General features: G+C 70.9%; 17 protein-coding genes. 5 read left to right on the top strand and 12 right to left on the bottom strand.

Annotated features, from left to right (window positions below; all coding sequences use genetic code 11):
- The gene (locus tag ACWIE7_RS02185) at positions 1–720 is read left to right on the top strand and encodes a hypothetical protein (RefSeq protein ID WP_454068490.1); all 720 of its coding nucleotides are present in this window, start codon (positions 1–3) and stop codon (positions 718–720) included.
- On the opposite strand, the gene thpR is transcribed toward ACWIE7_RS02185, so the two are convergent.
- The 8 genes from thpR to ACWIE7_RS02145 form a co-directional block, all read right to left on the bottom strand.
- Positions 702–1,301, bottom strand: a complete 600-nt coding sequence (gene thpR / locus ACWIE7_RS02180; RefSeq protein ID WP_454057393.1) for an RNA 2',3'-cyclic phosphodiesterase — start codon at positions 1,299–1,301, stop codon at positions 702–704. The two genes, ACWIE7_RS02185 and thpR, sit on opposite strands and share 19 nt — an antisense overlap.
- Positions 1,302–1,330: 29 nt before the next feature.
- Positions 1,331–1,720, bottom strand: coding sequence for a fluoride efflux transporter FluC (locus ACWIE7_RS02175; RefSeq protein WP_454068489.1), 390 nt, complete (start codon positions 1,718–1,720; stop codon positions 1,331–1,333).
- Positions 1,717–2,136: a CrcB family protein gene (locus tag ACWIE7_RS02170; RefSeq protein ID WP_454057395.1), complete on the bottom strand. Its 420-nt coding sequence runs from the start codon at positions 2,134–2,136 to the stop codon at positions 1,717–1,719. Before ACWIE7_RS02170 ends, ACWIE7_RS02175 begins: the two co-directional genes overlap by 4 nt.
- Positions 2,136–2,894 carry a maleylpyruvate isomerase family mycothiol-dependent enzyme gene (locus tag ACWIE7_RS02165; RefSeq protein ID WP_454057396.1) on the bottom strand — a complete coding sequence of 253 codons (759 nt, stop codon included), beginning with the start codon at positions 2,892–2,894 and terminating at the stop codon, positions 2,136–2,138. The genes ACWIE7_RS02170 and ACWIE7_RS02165 overlap by 1 nt, the downstream gene beginning before the upstream one ends.
- Positions 2,891–3,784: an acyl-CoA thioesterase domain-containing protein gene (locus ACWIE7_RS02160; RefSeq protein WP_454068488.1), complete on the bottom strand. Its 894-nt coding sequence runs from the start codon at positions 3,782–3,784 to the stop codon at positions 2,891–2,893. The genes ACWIE7_RS02165 and ACWIE7_RS02160 overlap by 4 nt, the downstream gene beginning before the upstream one ends.
- Positions 3,785–3,789: 5 nt before the next feature.
- On the bottom strand, positions 3,790–4,479 hold the full coding sequence (locus ACWIE7_RS02155) for a TetR/AcrR family transcriptional regulator (RefSeq protein WP_454068487.1): 690 nt from the start codon (positions 4,477–4,479) through the stop codon (positions 3,790–3,792).
- 215 nt (positions 4,480–4,694) lie between these two features.
- On the bottom strand, positions 4,695–5,033 hold the full coding sequence (locus ACWIE7_RS02150) for a histone-like nucleoid-structuring protein Lsr2 (RefSeq protein WP_454068486.1): 339 nt from the start codon (positions 5,031–5,033) through the stop codon (positions 4,695–4,697).
- Between the two features lie 151 nt (positions 5,034–5,184).
- Positions 5,185–5,883 (bottom strand): sirohydrochlorin chelatase, encoded by a 699-nt coding sequence (locus ACWIE7_RS02145; protein WP_452100917.1) that lies wholly within the window; start codon positions 5,881–5,883, stop codon positions 5,185–5,187.
- A 24-nt stretch (positions 5,884–5,907) separates the two neighbouring features.
- On the opposite strand from ACWIE7_RS02145, the gene ACWIE7_RS02140 reads away from it, so the two are divergent.
- Complete coding sequence (locus ACWIE7_RS02140; protein ID WP_454068485.1) at positions 5,908–6,729, top strand: lysophospholipid acyltransferase family protein; 822 nt, start codon at positions 5,908–5,910, stop codon at positions 6,727–6,729.
- Here the strand turns inward: ACWIE7_RS02140 and ACWIE7_RS02135 are convergent.
- The 3 genes from ACWIE7_RS02135 to ACWIE7_RS02125 are packed head-to-tail and all read right to left on the bottom strand — an operon-like array spanning position 6,726 to position 10,062.
- Positions 6,726–7,592, bottom strand: coding sequence for an NAD(P)-dependent oxidoreductase (locus tag ACWIE7_RS02135; RefSeq protein WP_454068484.1), 867 nt, complete (start codon positions 7,590–7,592; stop codon positions 6,726–6,728). The genes ACWIE7_RS02140 and ACWIE7_RS02135 overlap by 4 nt on opposite strands.
- Entirely contained in the window at positions 7,589–8,371 is a 783-nt protein-coding gene (locus ACWIE7_RS02130) for a phosphoadenylyl-sulfate reductase (RefSeq protein WP_452100920.1), read from the bottom strand. The genes ACWIE7_RS02135 and ACWIE7_RS02130 overlap by 4 nt, the downstream gene beginning before the upstream one ends.
- The gene (locus ACWIE7_RS02125; RefSeq protein ID WP_454068483.1) at positions 8,368–10,062 is read right to left on the bottom strand and encodes a nitrite/sulfite reductase; all 1,695 of its coding nucleotides are present in this window, start codon (positions 10,060–10,062) and stop codon (positions 8,368–8,370) included. Before ACWIE7_RS02125 ends, ACWIE7_RS02130 begins: the two co-directional genes overlap by 4 nt.
- A 114-nt stretch (positions 10,063–10,176) precedes the next feature.
- Between ACWIE7_RS02125 and ACWIE7_RS02120 the strand changes: the two genes are divergently transcribed.
- Complete coding sequence (locus ACWIE7_RS02120) at positions 10,177–10,371, top strand: hypothetical protein (RefSeq protein ID WP_452100922.1); 195 nt, start codon at positions 10,177–10,179, stop codon at positions 10,369–10,371.
- On the opposite strand, the gene ACWIE7_RS02115 is transcribed toward ACWIE7_RS02120, so the two are convergent.
- Entirely contained in the window at positions 10,368–11,288 is a 921-nt protein-coding gene (locus ACWIE7_RS02115) for a patatin-like phospholipase family protein (RefSeq protein ID WP_452100923.1), read from the bottom strand. The two genes, ACWIE7_RS02120 and ACWIE7_RS02115, sit on opposite strands and share 4 nt — an antisense overlap.
- A gap of 89 nt (positions 11,289–11,377) precedes the next feature.
- On the opposite strand from ACWIE7_RS02115, the gene ACWIE7_RS02110 reads away from it, so the two are divergent.
- Together ACWIE7_RS02110 and add are read left to right on the top strand one after the other, a co-directional pair.
- A complete protein-coding gene (locus ACWIE7_RS02110) occupies positions 11,378–12,847 on the top strand; it encodes an alanine/glycine:cation symporter family protein (protein ID WP_454057405.1) in 1,470 nt (489 codons plus the stop codon).
- Positions 12,844–13,815, top strand: coding sequence for an adenosine deaminase (add, locus tag ACWIE7_RS02105; protein ID WP_452100925.1), 972 nt, complete (start codon positions 12,844–12,846; stop codon positions 13,813–13,815). Before ACWIE7_RS02110 ends, add begins: the two co-directional genes overlap by 4 nt.
- The last annotated feature ends 2 nt before the right edge of the window (positions 13,816–13,817 follow it).

The following is a 13,817-nucleotide window of genomic DNA, read 5'->3' as shown; positions in this document are numbered from 1 at the left end:
ATGGCCACCGAGCCCCCGCCGAGCCCCGAGGTGATCGAGATGATGTCCGCCAATCCCCGCCCCAGTGTCAGCCGACCCGGCGCCACCCGGGCCGCACACCGCAGAGCCCTGCTGGCGCTGCCGGTGACCGCACTGCTCGTGTCGGCCGGCTGCGCCTCCGGCTCGAACGACCAGGCGTCCGGCCAGGCCACCGATGCCCAGCAACAGACTGTCACCGCGACCGTGACCGCTCCGACCGGGAGCACCCCGACCAAGAACACCCAGACCGGGAACGCGCCTGCCACCGACGGCTTCGACCCCGCGAACTGCGACACCGACCGGACCGGCCAGGACATCATCGGTGACGTCGTCGTCCGGAGCGGACAGACCTGCCTGCTGTCCGATCTCACAGTCAACGGCGACCTGGACGTCCAGCACGACGGCCGCCTGGAGCTGCGGGGAGTTCGCGTGGCGGAGGACGTCGAAGCCGAGGGGCACGCGTTCGTCCTTGTCAGCGGTGGTGAGGTGTCCGGGTCGATCGAGCTCGACAAGGGCGGCGAGGCGGTCGTCGAGAACGTCCGCATCGGCGGCAGCCTGGAGTCGGAACAGAATTCCGGCCCGCAGCGCTTCGAGGGCAACACCATCGGCGGCGATCTCGAGTGCGAGGACAACGCCCACGTCCCGACCGGCGGCGGCAATCAGGTCGCCGGCGAGCGCGAGGGTCAGTGCGCTGCCCTGTGAGGCCTGGCCCACCAGCGATGATCCTCGGGACCGAGAGGTAGCCGTGCCACCACCTCGTGGCGGGCCCGGCCGCGGGGTCCCTCGCCGAGGAACGAGTCGACGAGCGCGATCTCGGTGACCTCCCAGTCGGTGCTGCCGAACGTGTCGAGTACACGCAGCCAGGCGGTGGCGTCGTCGCGGCCGCCCAGCCTGGCCAGGGTGAGGTGCGGCCTGAACCGAGCACCGTCCGGCACACAGCCCGAGGCGTTCGCGGCCGATCGCGCGCCGGCGGCGAGAGCGTGGAGCGGCTTGTGTTCAGGCTGGTCGACGCCGGCCCACAGCACCTTGGCCCCCTCCACCGAAGGGAAGGCTCCGGCCCCGGCCAGCCGCAGGCGGAACGGCTCGTGCTTGCGCGCCACGGCGCCGAGACGCTCAGTGAGTTCGTCGAGCCTCCAGTCGTCCACATCCGGGCAGAAGGTCAGGGTGAGGTGCCACTGCGACGGCGGGGTCCACGTCAGACCAAGCCGAGGCTCGAGGAACCGCTCGAGCTGCTCGCGGACCTCCTCCGGCGGCAGCACCGCCACGAACATCCGATGCCCCATGCCCCTACCGTGGCCCACCGAGACGCGGTTTACAACCCGCCGAGCCACAACCCCAGCAACGCGGCGCAGATCGTGGCCAGCACGGTGCCCACCGCGTAGGCGAGCGCGGTGACGCCCCGGCAGGCCAAGGCCAGACGCACCGCATCCAGGCTCGCGGTGGAGAACGTCGTGTACCCGCCCAGGACGCCGGTGCCGACCAGCGCCACCCACCCGGCGGGCGCGGCGGCGGACGCGACCGAGGGCGTAGTGAGCCCCACCAGCACACCGAGCAGCAGCGAGCCGGTGACGTTGACCAGGAAGATCCCCAGGGGGAAGGCACGGCGCCAGCGGGCGGTCACCCACTCGTCCACCGCGTAGCGGGCGGCCGCGCCCACCCCGCCGCCGAGCGCGGCCCAGCCGACGAGCACCGCGGCGCTCATGCGTTCGGCTCCGCCGCGTCACGCCGCCCCACGGCCAGCCCGGCCGCGGCGAGCCCGGCGAGCGAGGCCAGTGCCCCGAGCACGAGCGTGGCCAGCGCGTACCCGGCCGCGGTGAGAGGCGCCGAGTCCCGTACGAGTTCGGCCGTCTGGAGCGCGACCGCCGAGTAGGTCGTGAACCCTCCGCACAGGCCGGTGCCGAGGAGTAGCCGGGCCCGGCGCTGACGGTCTCGTCGTCGTGGCCCCGCCGCGTCCAGCGCCGCCACCAGCGCGGCCAACACGAACGCCCCCACCACGTTGACCAGCAGCGTCGCGGCGAGCGGTGTCTCGGGGAGGGCGAGGGTGACCGCGGCGCGCCCCGCCGATCCGGCCGCCCCGCCGAGGGCGACAAGCAGCAGTGCCGGCACGGCCGCGCGCATCAGATCGAGAGCCCGGCCTCCAGGGCGGCGTCTAGGCCACCGCGGTCGCCGGTGACCTCCAGGCCCTCCGCGTCCGGCCCCACGCGCCCCCACAGCAGTAGAGCCAGCGTCTCGGGCGGGCCGGTCAGCTCGACCTCGGGCGCGGCCTGACCGTCCTCACCCTCGGCACCCGGTAGCACCCACTCGCGCTCACCGGCGCGCACGCGGATCGTCACCGGCAGCGGCGGCAGCGCGGCGGACATGATCGGGCGCAGCGCGGTGCAGAACTCGTCGATGGTGTCGAGGGCGACGTCGTCCATCAGCGGAGTCGTGCCCGCCGCGCCCGACAGCGCGCACTCGAGGTCCCAGCGGTGGATCGCCGTCTCGTGCAGCTGCCGGCGCAGCCAGTAGTCCGCGCGACCGGGGCCGGCGAAGGTCCACACGGGCGCGTCCGGCTCGGTCCCGGCGTAGGTCTCGATGGCGCCCTCCGCGAGCCCGGCGTACCACCGGGCGAGCGCATCCGCGCCCTCGGTGGCCGGCGGCGCGGACTCCATCACCGCGCGCATTCCCCGGGCCCGCACTTCGGGGTTCGCCTCGCGGACGTTGGCGCCGCCCCACCAGTTGGCGGTCCCCAGGTGGGCCACCAGTTCGTGCACCGTCCAGCCGGGGCACGCCGCGACGGGCGCGGACAGGTCGGCGCCCTCCAGCGCGAACCGGACCAGCCCGGCCTGCGCCTCGATTGCGTCGAACAGCCGCTCGCGGCTCAGGTCCGTGCTCATACCCGCGTTCCCTTCTCCGGGTCCGCTCCCGAGTCGGAACCCGATCCGCCGTCACTCCGGCCCTTGACCAGGCCGCGCTTGGAGAAGTCGATCTGGCGGCCCGCGTTGGAGACCGCCACCACGGTGCCGGTGCCGAACATGCCGTCGCGGTCGAACAGGGTCGCCGTGCCCACGGCCACCCCGGAGTCGCTGATGTGCTCGTCGGCCTCGATCCCGATGTCTCCGCTGCGCGGTAGCCGGGCCAACGCCACGGTGAGGTCGGCGTTGATGAAGCCGATCCCCTCGGTCCCCCAGTGCGCCATGAGACTCGTGGACTCACCGGTGGTGACGGCCCGTTGGAAGGGCGTCGCGTCCTGCCCCGAGACCACATCCAGGGGATGGATCCAGAACCGCTTGCGGCCCGCGCCCTGGTGGGGGCCCATCGAGGGGCTCCACGGTTCCTCGGCCCCGTCGCTGCCGAACCATGCGCGGGTCCCGGCGCCCAGCGTCACGCTCTCCACTCCCGGCGGCGGGCCCATTTCCCGGCCCGAGAGCCACACCTCGCCCGGCGGCTGCTCGCCCCGGCGCAACTGCACGAGCGTCGCGCGCGCGACGGTCTTGCCGCCCTGCTCCACGAACGCGTCCGACACCACGATGCGGTTGCCGCTGCGCACCGTCTCGGTGCGGACGGTCATGGGCTCGAACCGCACCTGGGCGAACAGGTCGACGGTCAGCCGCGACGGCTGGAAGCCCTCGACGCCGTGCTCGATCTCGAGTGACCGCGCCGCGGCCGCCACCACCGACGGCCCGTTGAGCAGTCCTTCCGACCAGGCGCTGCGCGCGTAGCGGGTGGGGACGTAGGCGCCGCCCTCCCCAAGTGTGAAGAAGGCGAACTCGCTCCTGTCGGCCACGTCGCTCACCCCGCCACCGACGACCGCAGCCGCGACTCGCCGGCACCGCCCGCCGCCCACGACCGGAGGATGGCCGCGAGCTGGGTCTCGAAGTACTGCTCGGCGCTCGGCGAGTCGCGCCAAACACTCAGCTCGAGCGACACCACCCCGTGCAGCGACGCCCAGATCGCGGTGGCGGTCTCGTGCACATCAGCGGTCCGGAACACGCCCTCGTCGACCAGCGCGTCAACCACTTCGAGTAGCGGCTCACGCCACTGCTGGTCGGCGGCGGCGCCGGCGTCACCCGCTCCTCCCCCGACGCCCGGCCGCGGAGAACGCACCGGCTCGCCCACGACCAGCCCGTACAGGCCCTGGTTCTCGAGCGCCCAGCGCCGGTAGGCGCGGCACAATGACCGCATGTCGCCCTCCACGCTGTCGTGGCGCAGGGAGCCGCGCAGTTCCTCGGCGAGCTGCCGGTCGGCCTCGTGGGCGACCGCCGCGAGGAGTCCGGCCTTACCGCCGAACATCGTGTAGATCGCGGTGGTCGAGGTGCCCTGCGACGACGCGAGCGGCCGCAGCCCCAGGTTCTCCGGTCCCCCGTCGCGAAGCCGGTGCATGGCCTCGTCGAGAATCCCCCGCCGCAGCGCGGCGTCGTACTGCGCGTGCGTGGAGGCGGGTGCGGTGTCGCGGCTGGCGCGGGTCGAGGCGGGGGTCACCCGGGTGAGATTACGACGACGACGACGAAATGGCGTCATAGCACCGTGGCGTGTCGGTCGACGGCTGTGTCATCACGCTGTTGTCCCACCGCGATCACGGATGTGGAACGTGGTCTGAAACACCGTTTGGTCTGTGGCGATGTGATCATCGTGGCCGGGAAAAGACCGCGGGCCCGCACTTCCTCTCGGAAAGTGCGGGCCAGCCGGTTCGTGGTTCAGTTGGCGGCAGCGTAGGCATCCATGATGTCGGCGGGGATACGGCCGCGGTCGGATACGTCGTATCCGTTGCTGCGGGCCCATTCCCGAATGGCCTTGGTCTCGCCGGAGGACGAACGCGAGGCCGACTTGCGCGCCGGCTTGGCCTTGGTCCCGGTCACCCGATGGCCATTCTCCACATAAGGCGCCATGACCTCGCGGAACTTATCGGCGTTCTCATTGCTCAGATCGATGGAGTACTCCCTGCCATCGAATGCGAACGAAATGGTGTTGGCCACACTTCCGAGATCCGATCCGTCCAGATCATCGATGTACTGAACCTGAAATTGCTGCGCCATCTCACACTCCCCTAGCCCGATTTCCCTCTTCGGGAGGTCATTATGCACCCACCCATCACCGAATGCACCTTACTAATTCAATGCAGATCTCATTGACGTGGCAATACCGGGATATGCGCGCCCGGATTGTGGCCGGGATTACCGGGACAATTCACCGGGCCAGTTGTGCGGAGAACTCCCGATATCTCCGGACGATCAACTCGACGATCTCCGGGTGCGCCCCGAGCGGTTCCGAGGTGAGGTCCCCGCCGGCCGAGGCGATTCGGTCCGCGAAGAAACCCGGAGCCAGGAGGTGCGTCGCCACCGCCACTCTCGTGTGCCCGTCCGCCCGGTACGCGGCCACCGCGTCGGCCACGGTGGGGGTCGCGGTCGACGCGAACGCCGCCGTCACCGGAACGCCGAGAAGCCGGGTCAGGGTCTGCGCCAGCTCCCGGGTCTCCGCCAGCGACGACTCGTCCCGGCTCCCGGCCGCGCCCAGCACCACCGCGTCCGCGCCGAAGGCCCCCACCGCGCCGGCCTCGGCGAGGCGCTGCACGACCGCGCGCACGACCTCCGGTTCGTCGCCCAGGTGCGGGGTCTGGACGACCGGCCCCGGCGCGTTCCGGCAGGCCTGTGCGACATCGTGCGTGACATGGAACCCGCGGGCCAGGAAGACCGGGACCACGACCGCCGGCACTCCGTCGGCCAACACCCGCGACGGGCCGGGCGCCTGGACGTCGACCCAGGCCAGCCGGCAATCCACCCCGTCGAGCTGCTTGCGGGACTCGAGCAGGAGTCGGCCCACCACCCTACGGCCGGTCGCCGAACGGGTCCCGTGCGCCACCAGCAGGAGGCGGGGTCGCGTCGTCATACCTCCGAGCATGCCGCAATCCGTATGCAGTTCCGCATCCGCTGGGCGAGACTGGTGGGCATGGGCACCGACGGGACACGGCGGCCGCCACGGCCCGAGGTGACCGTGGCCAACTACGACGCCGTCTACGATTTCTACGGCCCCGGCCGTCGGCGCGACTGGTTCACATATCCGCTCCTGCGGGTGATCGACGCGATCTACCGTCCCCGGGTTCGCATCCCCGAAGAGACCGTCGCCGAGCTCCACCGCCTCCACCGGGCGGGAGTGGGCGTGCTGGTGGCCGTCAACCATCCGTCCAAGCAGGACCCGATGGTGCTGGCCGCCAGCCTGTTCGACAAGCGGATCCGGTTCCTGTGCGCCGGCACCGGCCTGACCAAGGACCCGCTCTTCCGGAGCCCGCTGCGGCCGCTGTTCGAGTACACCGGCACAATCCCGGTGTTTCGCGCGAAGAACTACGAGGGGACGGCGTCCGAGATCTATGACGGTGCCGCGGCCCGCCTGATCGACGTGTGTGTGAGCCGGATCGTCGAGGGCGGGGTGGTGCTGACCTTCGTCGAGGGCACCAACTCCTCCGCCGACGACCTGCGCACGCTGCGGCTCGACTCGGTCAAGAAGGGCGTGGGCCTGATGGTGGAGGGGGTCTGCACGGCCGGGGCCCCGGTCGCGGTGCTGCCGGTGGGGCTCGCCTACCACGGCCGCGAGCACGCGAGGGTGCCGCCGCGACGGGCCGTGGCCGCAGCGGGCCCGGTCATCACGTGGGACCCGGGGGCGGCCCCCACCGTCAACGAGGTGCGCGCGGCCGTCCGGGACGGGATCGACGCGGCGCTCACCACCGCCTGGGCCTAGACCACGCCGGGCACGAGCTGGAACTCGACCCCGGCGTCCTCGAGGTCCCGGGCCGCCGCCGCGAGCGTCGGCGCCGCGACGATCCGAACCACCCCGTGACCGGCTGCGCGTCGAGCCGCGATCAGGTCGGCCACCCGGGCGGCGGGCAGTCCGGGGCCGGCCTCGACCACCTCGACGTCGTCGTCGAGCTCCGACACCAGGCCCACGTCAGCGACACCGTCCACGACCAGCACGTCCGCGGCGTGGACCAGGCGACGCGCGCGGACGGTGAGGAGGTCGCCGTCGCCGCAGCCTCCGACGAGCGCCACCCAGCCGGCCTCGGGGCGGCGGCGGGCGCGCAGCCCTGCGGGCGCGGTGGCCAGGGAGCGGGCGACGTGCCGGCCGACCCGCACCGACCGGCGCGGATCGCCCGAGTCGACGGCGATACGCACCAGCCCGGCCGGGGTCGCGACCGCGGTGCGCGCGGGTACCCGCACCGAGCCGAGCGCGGCGTCGCCGGCGGTCACGCACCAGATGCGCCGCGCCTCGCACCGCGCCGCGATCTCCGCGTCGACCAGAGCATCGCCGGTGGCGACGTGCACCATCCAGGGCGTGTCCAGGTCGGCGGGGATGAAGGACCTGACAACGACGACGACGCCGTCGCCCGCGCCCGCCATCACGTCCGCCATCTCGGGCGCGATGGCCGGCGCGACCACCCGGAGGTGGGCGCCGGCCTCGAGGAACGTCCGCGCCCGCCGGGCAGACACCGGCCCGGCGCCGACGAGCAGCACCTCGCGGCCGGCCAGCCCGACGGTGAGCGGGAGTCCGTCCAGGGCCGGGGCGGGAGCGGGCGCGGCCGTGAGTGCAGCGAGAGCGGCGGTCACAGGTGGATTCCGCACTCGGTCTTGGACGAGCCCGCCCACCGGCCCGAACGCGGGTCCGCGCCGGCCTCGACGCGGTGGGTGCACGGTTCGCAGCCGATCGACGGGTAGCCGTCGTCGAGCAGCGGGTTGAGTAGGCAGCCGTGCTCGTCCGCGTAGTTGTGGACGCGCTCGAGCGTCCACGCGACCAGCGGGTTGATCTTGACCATCCCGTGCTTGGCGTCCCACTCGACGATGCCCGCGCCGGCGCGGTGATCGGTGTCGACGCGGCGGACGCCGGTGATCCAGGCCTCGTAGCCGGACAGCGCGGCGTCGAGCGGCTCGACCTTGCGCAGGCGGCAGCACAGTTCGGGGTCGGTCTCGAACGGCCTGTCGCCCAGGACGGCCTCGTGCTCGGCGATGCTCGCCGGGCTGCGGACGTCCACCACATTGAGACCCGGCGTGGCCGCCAGTGCGTCTCGGACGCCGACGGTCTCCGAGAAGTGGTAGCCGGTGTCGAGGAACAGCACGTCCACGCCGGGGGCGTGGGGCGCGGTCATCTCCGGCACGACCGTGTTGGCCATGGAGCAGGCCACGGCCAGGGCGTCACCGAAGGTCTCGCCGGCCCAGGCCAGGACCTCGGCCGGATCGATCTCGGTGTGGTTGCCGTAGAGCCCGCGGTCGTCGAAGCGGCGCGCGGCCTCCTCGGCGATCGCCTTGAGCTCGTCGGCGCTGCGCTTCCGGCCGGGGCCGGGGGTCAGCACGGTGCTGCGGGGCAGCAGTTCCAGGCCCACTGCGGTCATACGAGGACCTCCTCATCCACCCGGTGTGCCCACTCGGCGAAGGTCTCGCCGGACTCACCGGACTCGACGTACTTACGGATGACACGCTCGACGTAGTCGGCCAGGTCCGAGGTCTTCACTCGCAGGCCGCGGACGGTGCGGCCGAGGCCACCCTCCTCGCGGTGGCTCGCGGCCAGGCCGCCGCCGAGGTGGACCTGGAAGCCCGGGGTGTCGCCGTCGAGCAGCTGGCCCTTCAGTCCGATGTCGGCGGTCTGGATGCGGGCGCAGCTGTTGGGGCAGCCGTTGAGGTGGATCGACAACGGCGTCTCCAGCGGGGCGTCACCCGCGAAGCGCCTCTCCAGCTCGGCGACGAGCTCGGTGGCCGAGTCCTTGGTGTCGACGAAGGCGAGCTTGCAGTACTCGATGCCGGTGCAGGCCATGGTCCAGCGGCGGAACGAGCTGGGGCGGGCGTGCAGGTTGACCGCGGCGAGTCCCTCGATGAGCTCCTCGACCTTGTCCTCCTCGACGTCCAGGACGATGACGCCCTGGTGCGGCGTGAAGCGGATGCGCTGCGACCCGGCGGCCTCGGCGAGGTCGGCCACCTTGGTGAGCACGTCGCCGCCGGCGCGGCCGACGGTCGTGGTGGCGCCCACGAAGTAGCGGCCGTCCTTCTGCTCGAACACGCCGATGTGGTCGCCGGGGGCGGTGGCCTTGGCGGGGGCCGGTCCATCGTTGAGCGCGCGACCGAGGTACTCGTCCTCGAGGACCTGGCGGAACTTCTCCACGCCCCAGTCCTTGATAAGGAACTTCAGGCGGTTGCGGGTGCGCTGGGCGCGGTAGCCGTAATCACGGAACACGCTGGTGACGCCGTGCCAGACCTCGACGGCCTCCTCGGGCCGGACGAAGGCGCCGAGCCGCTGCGCGAGCTGCGGGTTGGTCGACAGGCCGCCGCCGACCCACAGGTCGTAACCGGCGCCCAGCTCGGGGTGGACCACTCCGACAAACGCGATGTCGTTGATCTCGTGGACCACGTCCAGGCTCGGGTGGCCGGTGAACGCCGACTTGTACTTGCGCGGCAGGTTGGAGAACTCGGGGCTGCCGATGTACCTGGCCTTGATCTCCTCGATCGCCGGCGTCGGATCGATGATCTCGTCGGCCGCGATGCCGGCGACCGGGCTGCCCAGCACGACGCGCGGGCAGTCGCCGCACGCCTCCATGGTGGTCAGACCGACCTCGTCGAAGCGCCGCCAGATCTCCGGGATGTCCTCGATCCGGATCCAGTGGTACTGGACGTTCTGCCGGTCGGAGATGTCCGCGGTGTTGCGGGCGAACTCGGTCGAGACGCCGGCGACGACGCGCAGTTGCTCGGTCGTCAGCGCGCCACCATCGATGCGGACACGCATCATGAAGTACTCGTCCTGCAGCTCATCGGCTTCGAGCTTCGAGGTCCGCGCCCCCGAGATGCCCTGTTTGCGCTGGGTGTAGAGACCCATCCAGCGGAACCGGCCGGACAGATCGTCCGAGGGGATCGAGGCGAACCCCTCACGCGAGTAGACGTCGAGGATGCGCTGCTTGACGTTGAGCGCGTCGTCCTCGGCCTTGAACTCCTCGTTGTGGTTCAGGGTGAGCTTACCGTCGATCTTCCACTGACCCTTGGGCTTGGGAGCGCGCGCAGGACGAGCGGGGCGAGACGGGGCGGCGGTGTCGGTCATGCCCGCGACCATAATTGAGAACAGACCAGTCTGTCTATTGAGGCAAGCCTAAGTGCCAGCGACCGGCCCGTTCGTGCGCCCGGTGGACACGAAGCCCGCACCGGAGGACGATGTGTGACGCAGCCCACACAGGGTGGGCACAACGTGGAAGGACACGTGATGTTCTCTGACTTCTGGGACGGCCTCGCGAGCGGGTCTGCACGAATCACCCCGGGGCCGTTCGGCTCCGCCGCGATCGACGGATTCCTCTACCTGCCGGCATATATCCTGCGGACCCTCGCCGGGGGCGCGGAACTCTTCGGTTCCTAGAGCCCGCAGAACTCCCGCCACAGGTCGACCTCTCGCCGAGCCTGCTCCCTGCCCAGGGTGTACGCCTCGGCGAGGCGGTCGACCTTGCGCTCGTAACTGCGGATCTTCACCTGCTCCGGGCGGAAGACCACGGCCTGCCCCGCCTCCTCGAGCGCGTCGATCTCGTCCAGCGTCTCGTTGTAGAGCGCCCACCGATGCAACAGCGCCTCGCCCACGGCGGGGAACCGGCGGAAGTACGACCGATAGAACGGCGTCAGACGACGGGGCGGCACCTTGCGGAAGCCCTCCGGCTGGGTGAGCACCACCAGGAACTTCTCGTACCCGGCGTCGCGGGCGGCGGACAGCGGAACGCCGCCGTCGTGCCCCAGCGCGCCGTCCACGTAGTACTCGCCGTCGATGAGGACCGGTGGCATCCACACCGGCATGGTCGAGGACGATCGCACCATCTTCATCAACTCCGGCATCGTGGCGGCGTCGTCCTCGGTCCAGAACAGCGTCTCGCCGTCCGAGCACCGGAACGTCCCGATCCGCGCGGCGGTGCCGCTGGCCGCGAAGGTGTCGAAGTCGAACGGCAGGACCTGGTCCGGCAGACCGGTCTGCTCGTAGATGTACTCGGCGTTGAACAGCCCCTTGCCCCGGGCGAAGCTGCGCCAGTTGCCGAAGTTGGGGTCCCCGGCGAGCTCCACGAAGCTCTTGCGCGCCCGCACCGCGTCCCGCGACAGGTAGTTGGCCAGGTGTGTGGAGCCCGCCGAGATGCCCGCCACGAGCCCGGCGTGGATCTCGGCCTCGATGAGCGTCTCCACCACGCCGGCGGTGTGCACAGCACGCATGCCGCCACCCTCGAAGAGCAGGGCGACCTCCGGCGCGGTGGGCGCCAGGTCGCTGTCACCACCGACGCTCGCTTCGACTTCAGCCACCCGCCCAGGTTACGTGCCGTCGCGCTCTCCTCCCCACAAGCGGGTGCGGACCCGAGATATCGCGGCGAACCATCCGTTAGTGTCGATTCGTGACCCACCTCACCGACCTCGTCGCGAATGTCAACGACATCTACTGGTACGGCGTCATCGCGCTCCTGCTCGTCGCCGGCCTGTACTTCTCGGCCACCACCTTGATCGTGCAGATCCGGATGTTCCCCGAGATGCTCCGGACCATCACGGAGAAACCGGCCGACATCGAATCGGGCAAGAAGGGCATCTCGGCATTTCGAGCCTTCACCATCTCGGCGGCCTCTCGCGTGGGCACCGGCAACGTCGCGGGGGTCGCCATCGCGATCACGGTGGGCGGCCCGGGCGCCGTCTTCTGGATGTGGCTGATCGCGATCCTCGGCGGCGCCACGGCGTTCATCGAGTCGACCCTGGGTCAGCTCTACAAGGTGAAGGGCAGGGATTCGTACATCGGCGGCCCGGCCTACTACATCCGGGACGGGCTGGGCTGGAAGCCGCTGGCCGTGGCCTTCGCCGTGATCATCACGATCACCTACGGATTCGTGTTCAACGCCGTGCAGGCCAACTCGATCTCCGAATCCGTCCAGAACCAGTTCGGCCTCAGCGGCACATCCGCGAGCCTGCTCATCGGCATCGGACTGGCCCTGGTCACCGGTCTGGTCATCTTCGGCGGAATCCGCCGCCTGTCCGCGGTCACCGAGATTATCGTCCCGGTCATGGCCGTGGCCTACATCGTTGTGGCGCTCGTCGTCGTCGCCATCAACATCACTGAGGTCCCCGACATGATCGGCCTCATCGTCGGCCAGGCGCTCGGCTTCAGAGAGGTCGCCGGCGCGACCATCGGCGCGGCGATCATGCAGGGCATGAGGCGCGGCCTCTTCTCCAACGAGGCCGGCATGGGCTCGGTCCCCAACGCCGCGGCCACCGCCTCGGTCTCCCACCCCGTCAAGCAGGGCCTCGTCCAGTCCCTCGGCGTCTACTTCGACACGCTCGTGGTGTGCTCGGCCACCGCGTTCATCATCCTGCTGTCCGATCCCGAGTTCGGGGGCGACAGGGAGGGCATCACGTTGACCCAGGACGCATTGGCCACCCAGGTCGGTGACTGGGGCGTGCCGTTCCTGATGGTGGTGATCTTCTTCCTCGCCTTCTCCTCGATCCTCGGGAACTCGTACTACGGCGAGGCCAACATCAACTTCCTGCGCGAGAGCCCGCGCACCATCACCGCCTTCCGGTTCCTCGTGCTGCTCGCGGTGATCGGAGGATCACTCGGTTCCGTGGATCTGGTGTGGGGTCTGGCCGACCTGTTCATGGGCTTCATGGCCACCATCAACCTGGTGGCGATTCTCCCGCTCGGCGGCCTGGCGGTGACACTTCTGCACCACTACCTCAAGCAGAAGGCGGCCGGCCACAACCCGGTCTTCCATCGCGACGATCTGCCTCAGGCCAAGAACATCTCCTGCTGGGACGGTTCCGATCCCCTCACCCACCAGGACGTCGCCGACGACGCACGGGGGCTCCGGGACGAAGGATGACCGATCCCTCCCGGAACCACTACGTCGCGCTGCCGAAGGCGCACCTGCACGTCCACCTCGAGGCCGCCATGCGCGAGGCGACGCTGTGGCAGTGGTGTTCCGAGGACGGTATCGCGGTGCCGCCTTTGGTCGAGTTCAGCGACTTCACGCGGTTCCTCGACGCCTACGGTGTGCTGATCGAGCTACTGCACACGCCCGAGCGGGTCGGGCGGCTGCTCGACGAGGTGGTGGCCGACGCCGCCGCGCAGGGCGTGGTGGCGCTCGAGTACGCGTCGATCCCCGAGAAGTCGGCGGCGTTCGCCACGGCCGAGGAGGCGCTGGAGTTCATCCTGCCCGCGGCCGCCGAGGCGGGGCGTCGGCACGGTGTCTGGACCGGGGCGATCGTCAGCATCGACCGTGGCGCCGGGCCGGATCACGCACTCGCCGGCGCTCGCCTGGCCGCACGCTTCGCCGACCGTGGCGTGGTGGCCGTGGGATTGGTGAACGACGAGCGCGACAGCTCGGTGACCGCGGCGGCGGAGGCGTTCGCGATCGCGCGCGACGCCGGGCTCGGGGTGGTGCCGCACGTCGGCGAACTGGCCGGCCCCGAGGAGGTACGGGCGGCGGTCGAGCTGGGCGTGGACCGCATCCAGCACGGGGTGCGGGCCGTCGAGGACCCGTGGGTGCTCGCGCTGCTCGCCGAGACCGGGACCTGCCTGGACGTGTGCCCGACCTCGAACGTCATCCTGGGCGTGTACCCCTCGCTGGAGCAGCACCCGCTGCCGACCCTGCTGGAGGCGGGCGTGCGGTGCTCGATCGGCGCCGACGACCCGCTGCTGTTCGGCGTGGACGTGGTGGACGAGTACGTGCTCGCTGAGGAGCGGATGGGGATCGCGTCGGCACATCTCGCCGAGTGCGCACGGTCGTCGGTCGAGGCGTCGTTCGCGCCGGACGAGATCAAGCGCGACGCCCTCGCGCGGCTGGCCTGACA

Source organism: Dietzia sp. NPDC055343 (assembly GCF_053645265.1).
The sequence above is the reverse complement of the archived record's forward strand: the minus strand, read 5'-3'. Positions and strand labels throughout refer to the sequence as shown.

Excerpts from the sequence above, each read along its gene's own strand:
- ACWIE7_RS02185 (WP_454068490.1), top strand. The coding sequence starts at position 1 with ATGGCCACCGAGCCCCCGCCGAGCCCCGAGGTGATCGAGATGATGTCC.
- ACWIE7_RS02145 (WP_452100917.1), bottom strand. The coding sequence starts at position 5,883 with ATGACGACGCGACCCCGCCTCCTGCTGGTGGCGCACGGGACCCGTTCG.
- ACWIE7_RS02140 (WP_454068485.1), top strand. The coding sequence starts at position 5,908 with ATGCAGTTCCGCATCCGCTGGGCGAGACTGGTGGGCATGGGCACCGAC.
- ACWIE7_RS02175 (WP_454068489.1), bottom strand. The coding sequence starts at position 1,720 with ATGAGCGCCGCGGTGCTCGTCGGCTGGGCCGCGCTCGGCGGCGGGGTG.
- ACWIE7_RS02165 (WP_454057396.1), bottom strand. The coding sequence starts at position 2,894 with ATGAGCACGGACCTGAGCCGCGAGCGGCTGTTCGACGCAATCGAGGCG.
- ACWIE7_RS02130 (WP_452100920.1), bottom strand. The coding sequence starts at position 8,371 with ATGACCGCAGTGGGCCTGGAACTGCTGCCCCGCAGCACCGTGCTGACC.
- add (WP_452100925.1), top strand. The coding sequence starts at position 12,844 with ATGACCGATCCCTCCCGGAACCACTACGTCGCGCTGCCGAAGGCGCAC.
- thpR (WP_454057393.1), bottom strand. The coding sequence starts at position 1,301 with ATGGGGCATCGGATGTTCGTGGCGGTGCTGCCGCCGGAGGAGGTCCGC.
- ACWIE7_RS02170 (WP_454057395.1), bottom strand. The coding sequence starts at position 2,136 with ATGCGCGCGGCCGTGCCGGCACTGCTGCTTGTCGCCCTCGGCGGGGCG.
- ACWIE7_RS02150 (WP_454068486.1), bottom strand. The coding sequence starts at position 5,033 with ATGGCGCAGCAATTTCAGGTTCAGTACATCGATGATCTGGACGGATCG.
- ACWIE7_RS02125 (WP_454068483.1), bottom strand. The coding sequence starts at position 10,062 with ATGACCGACACCGCCGCCCCGTCTCGCCCCGCTCGTCCTGCGCGCGCT.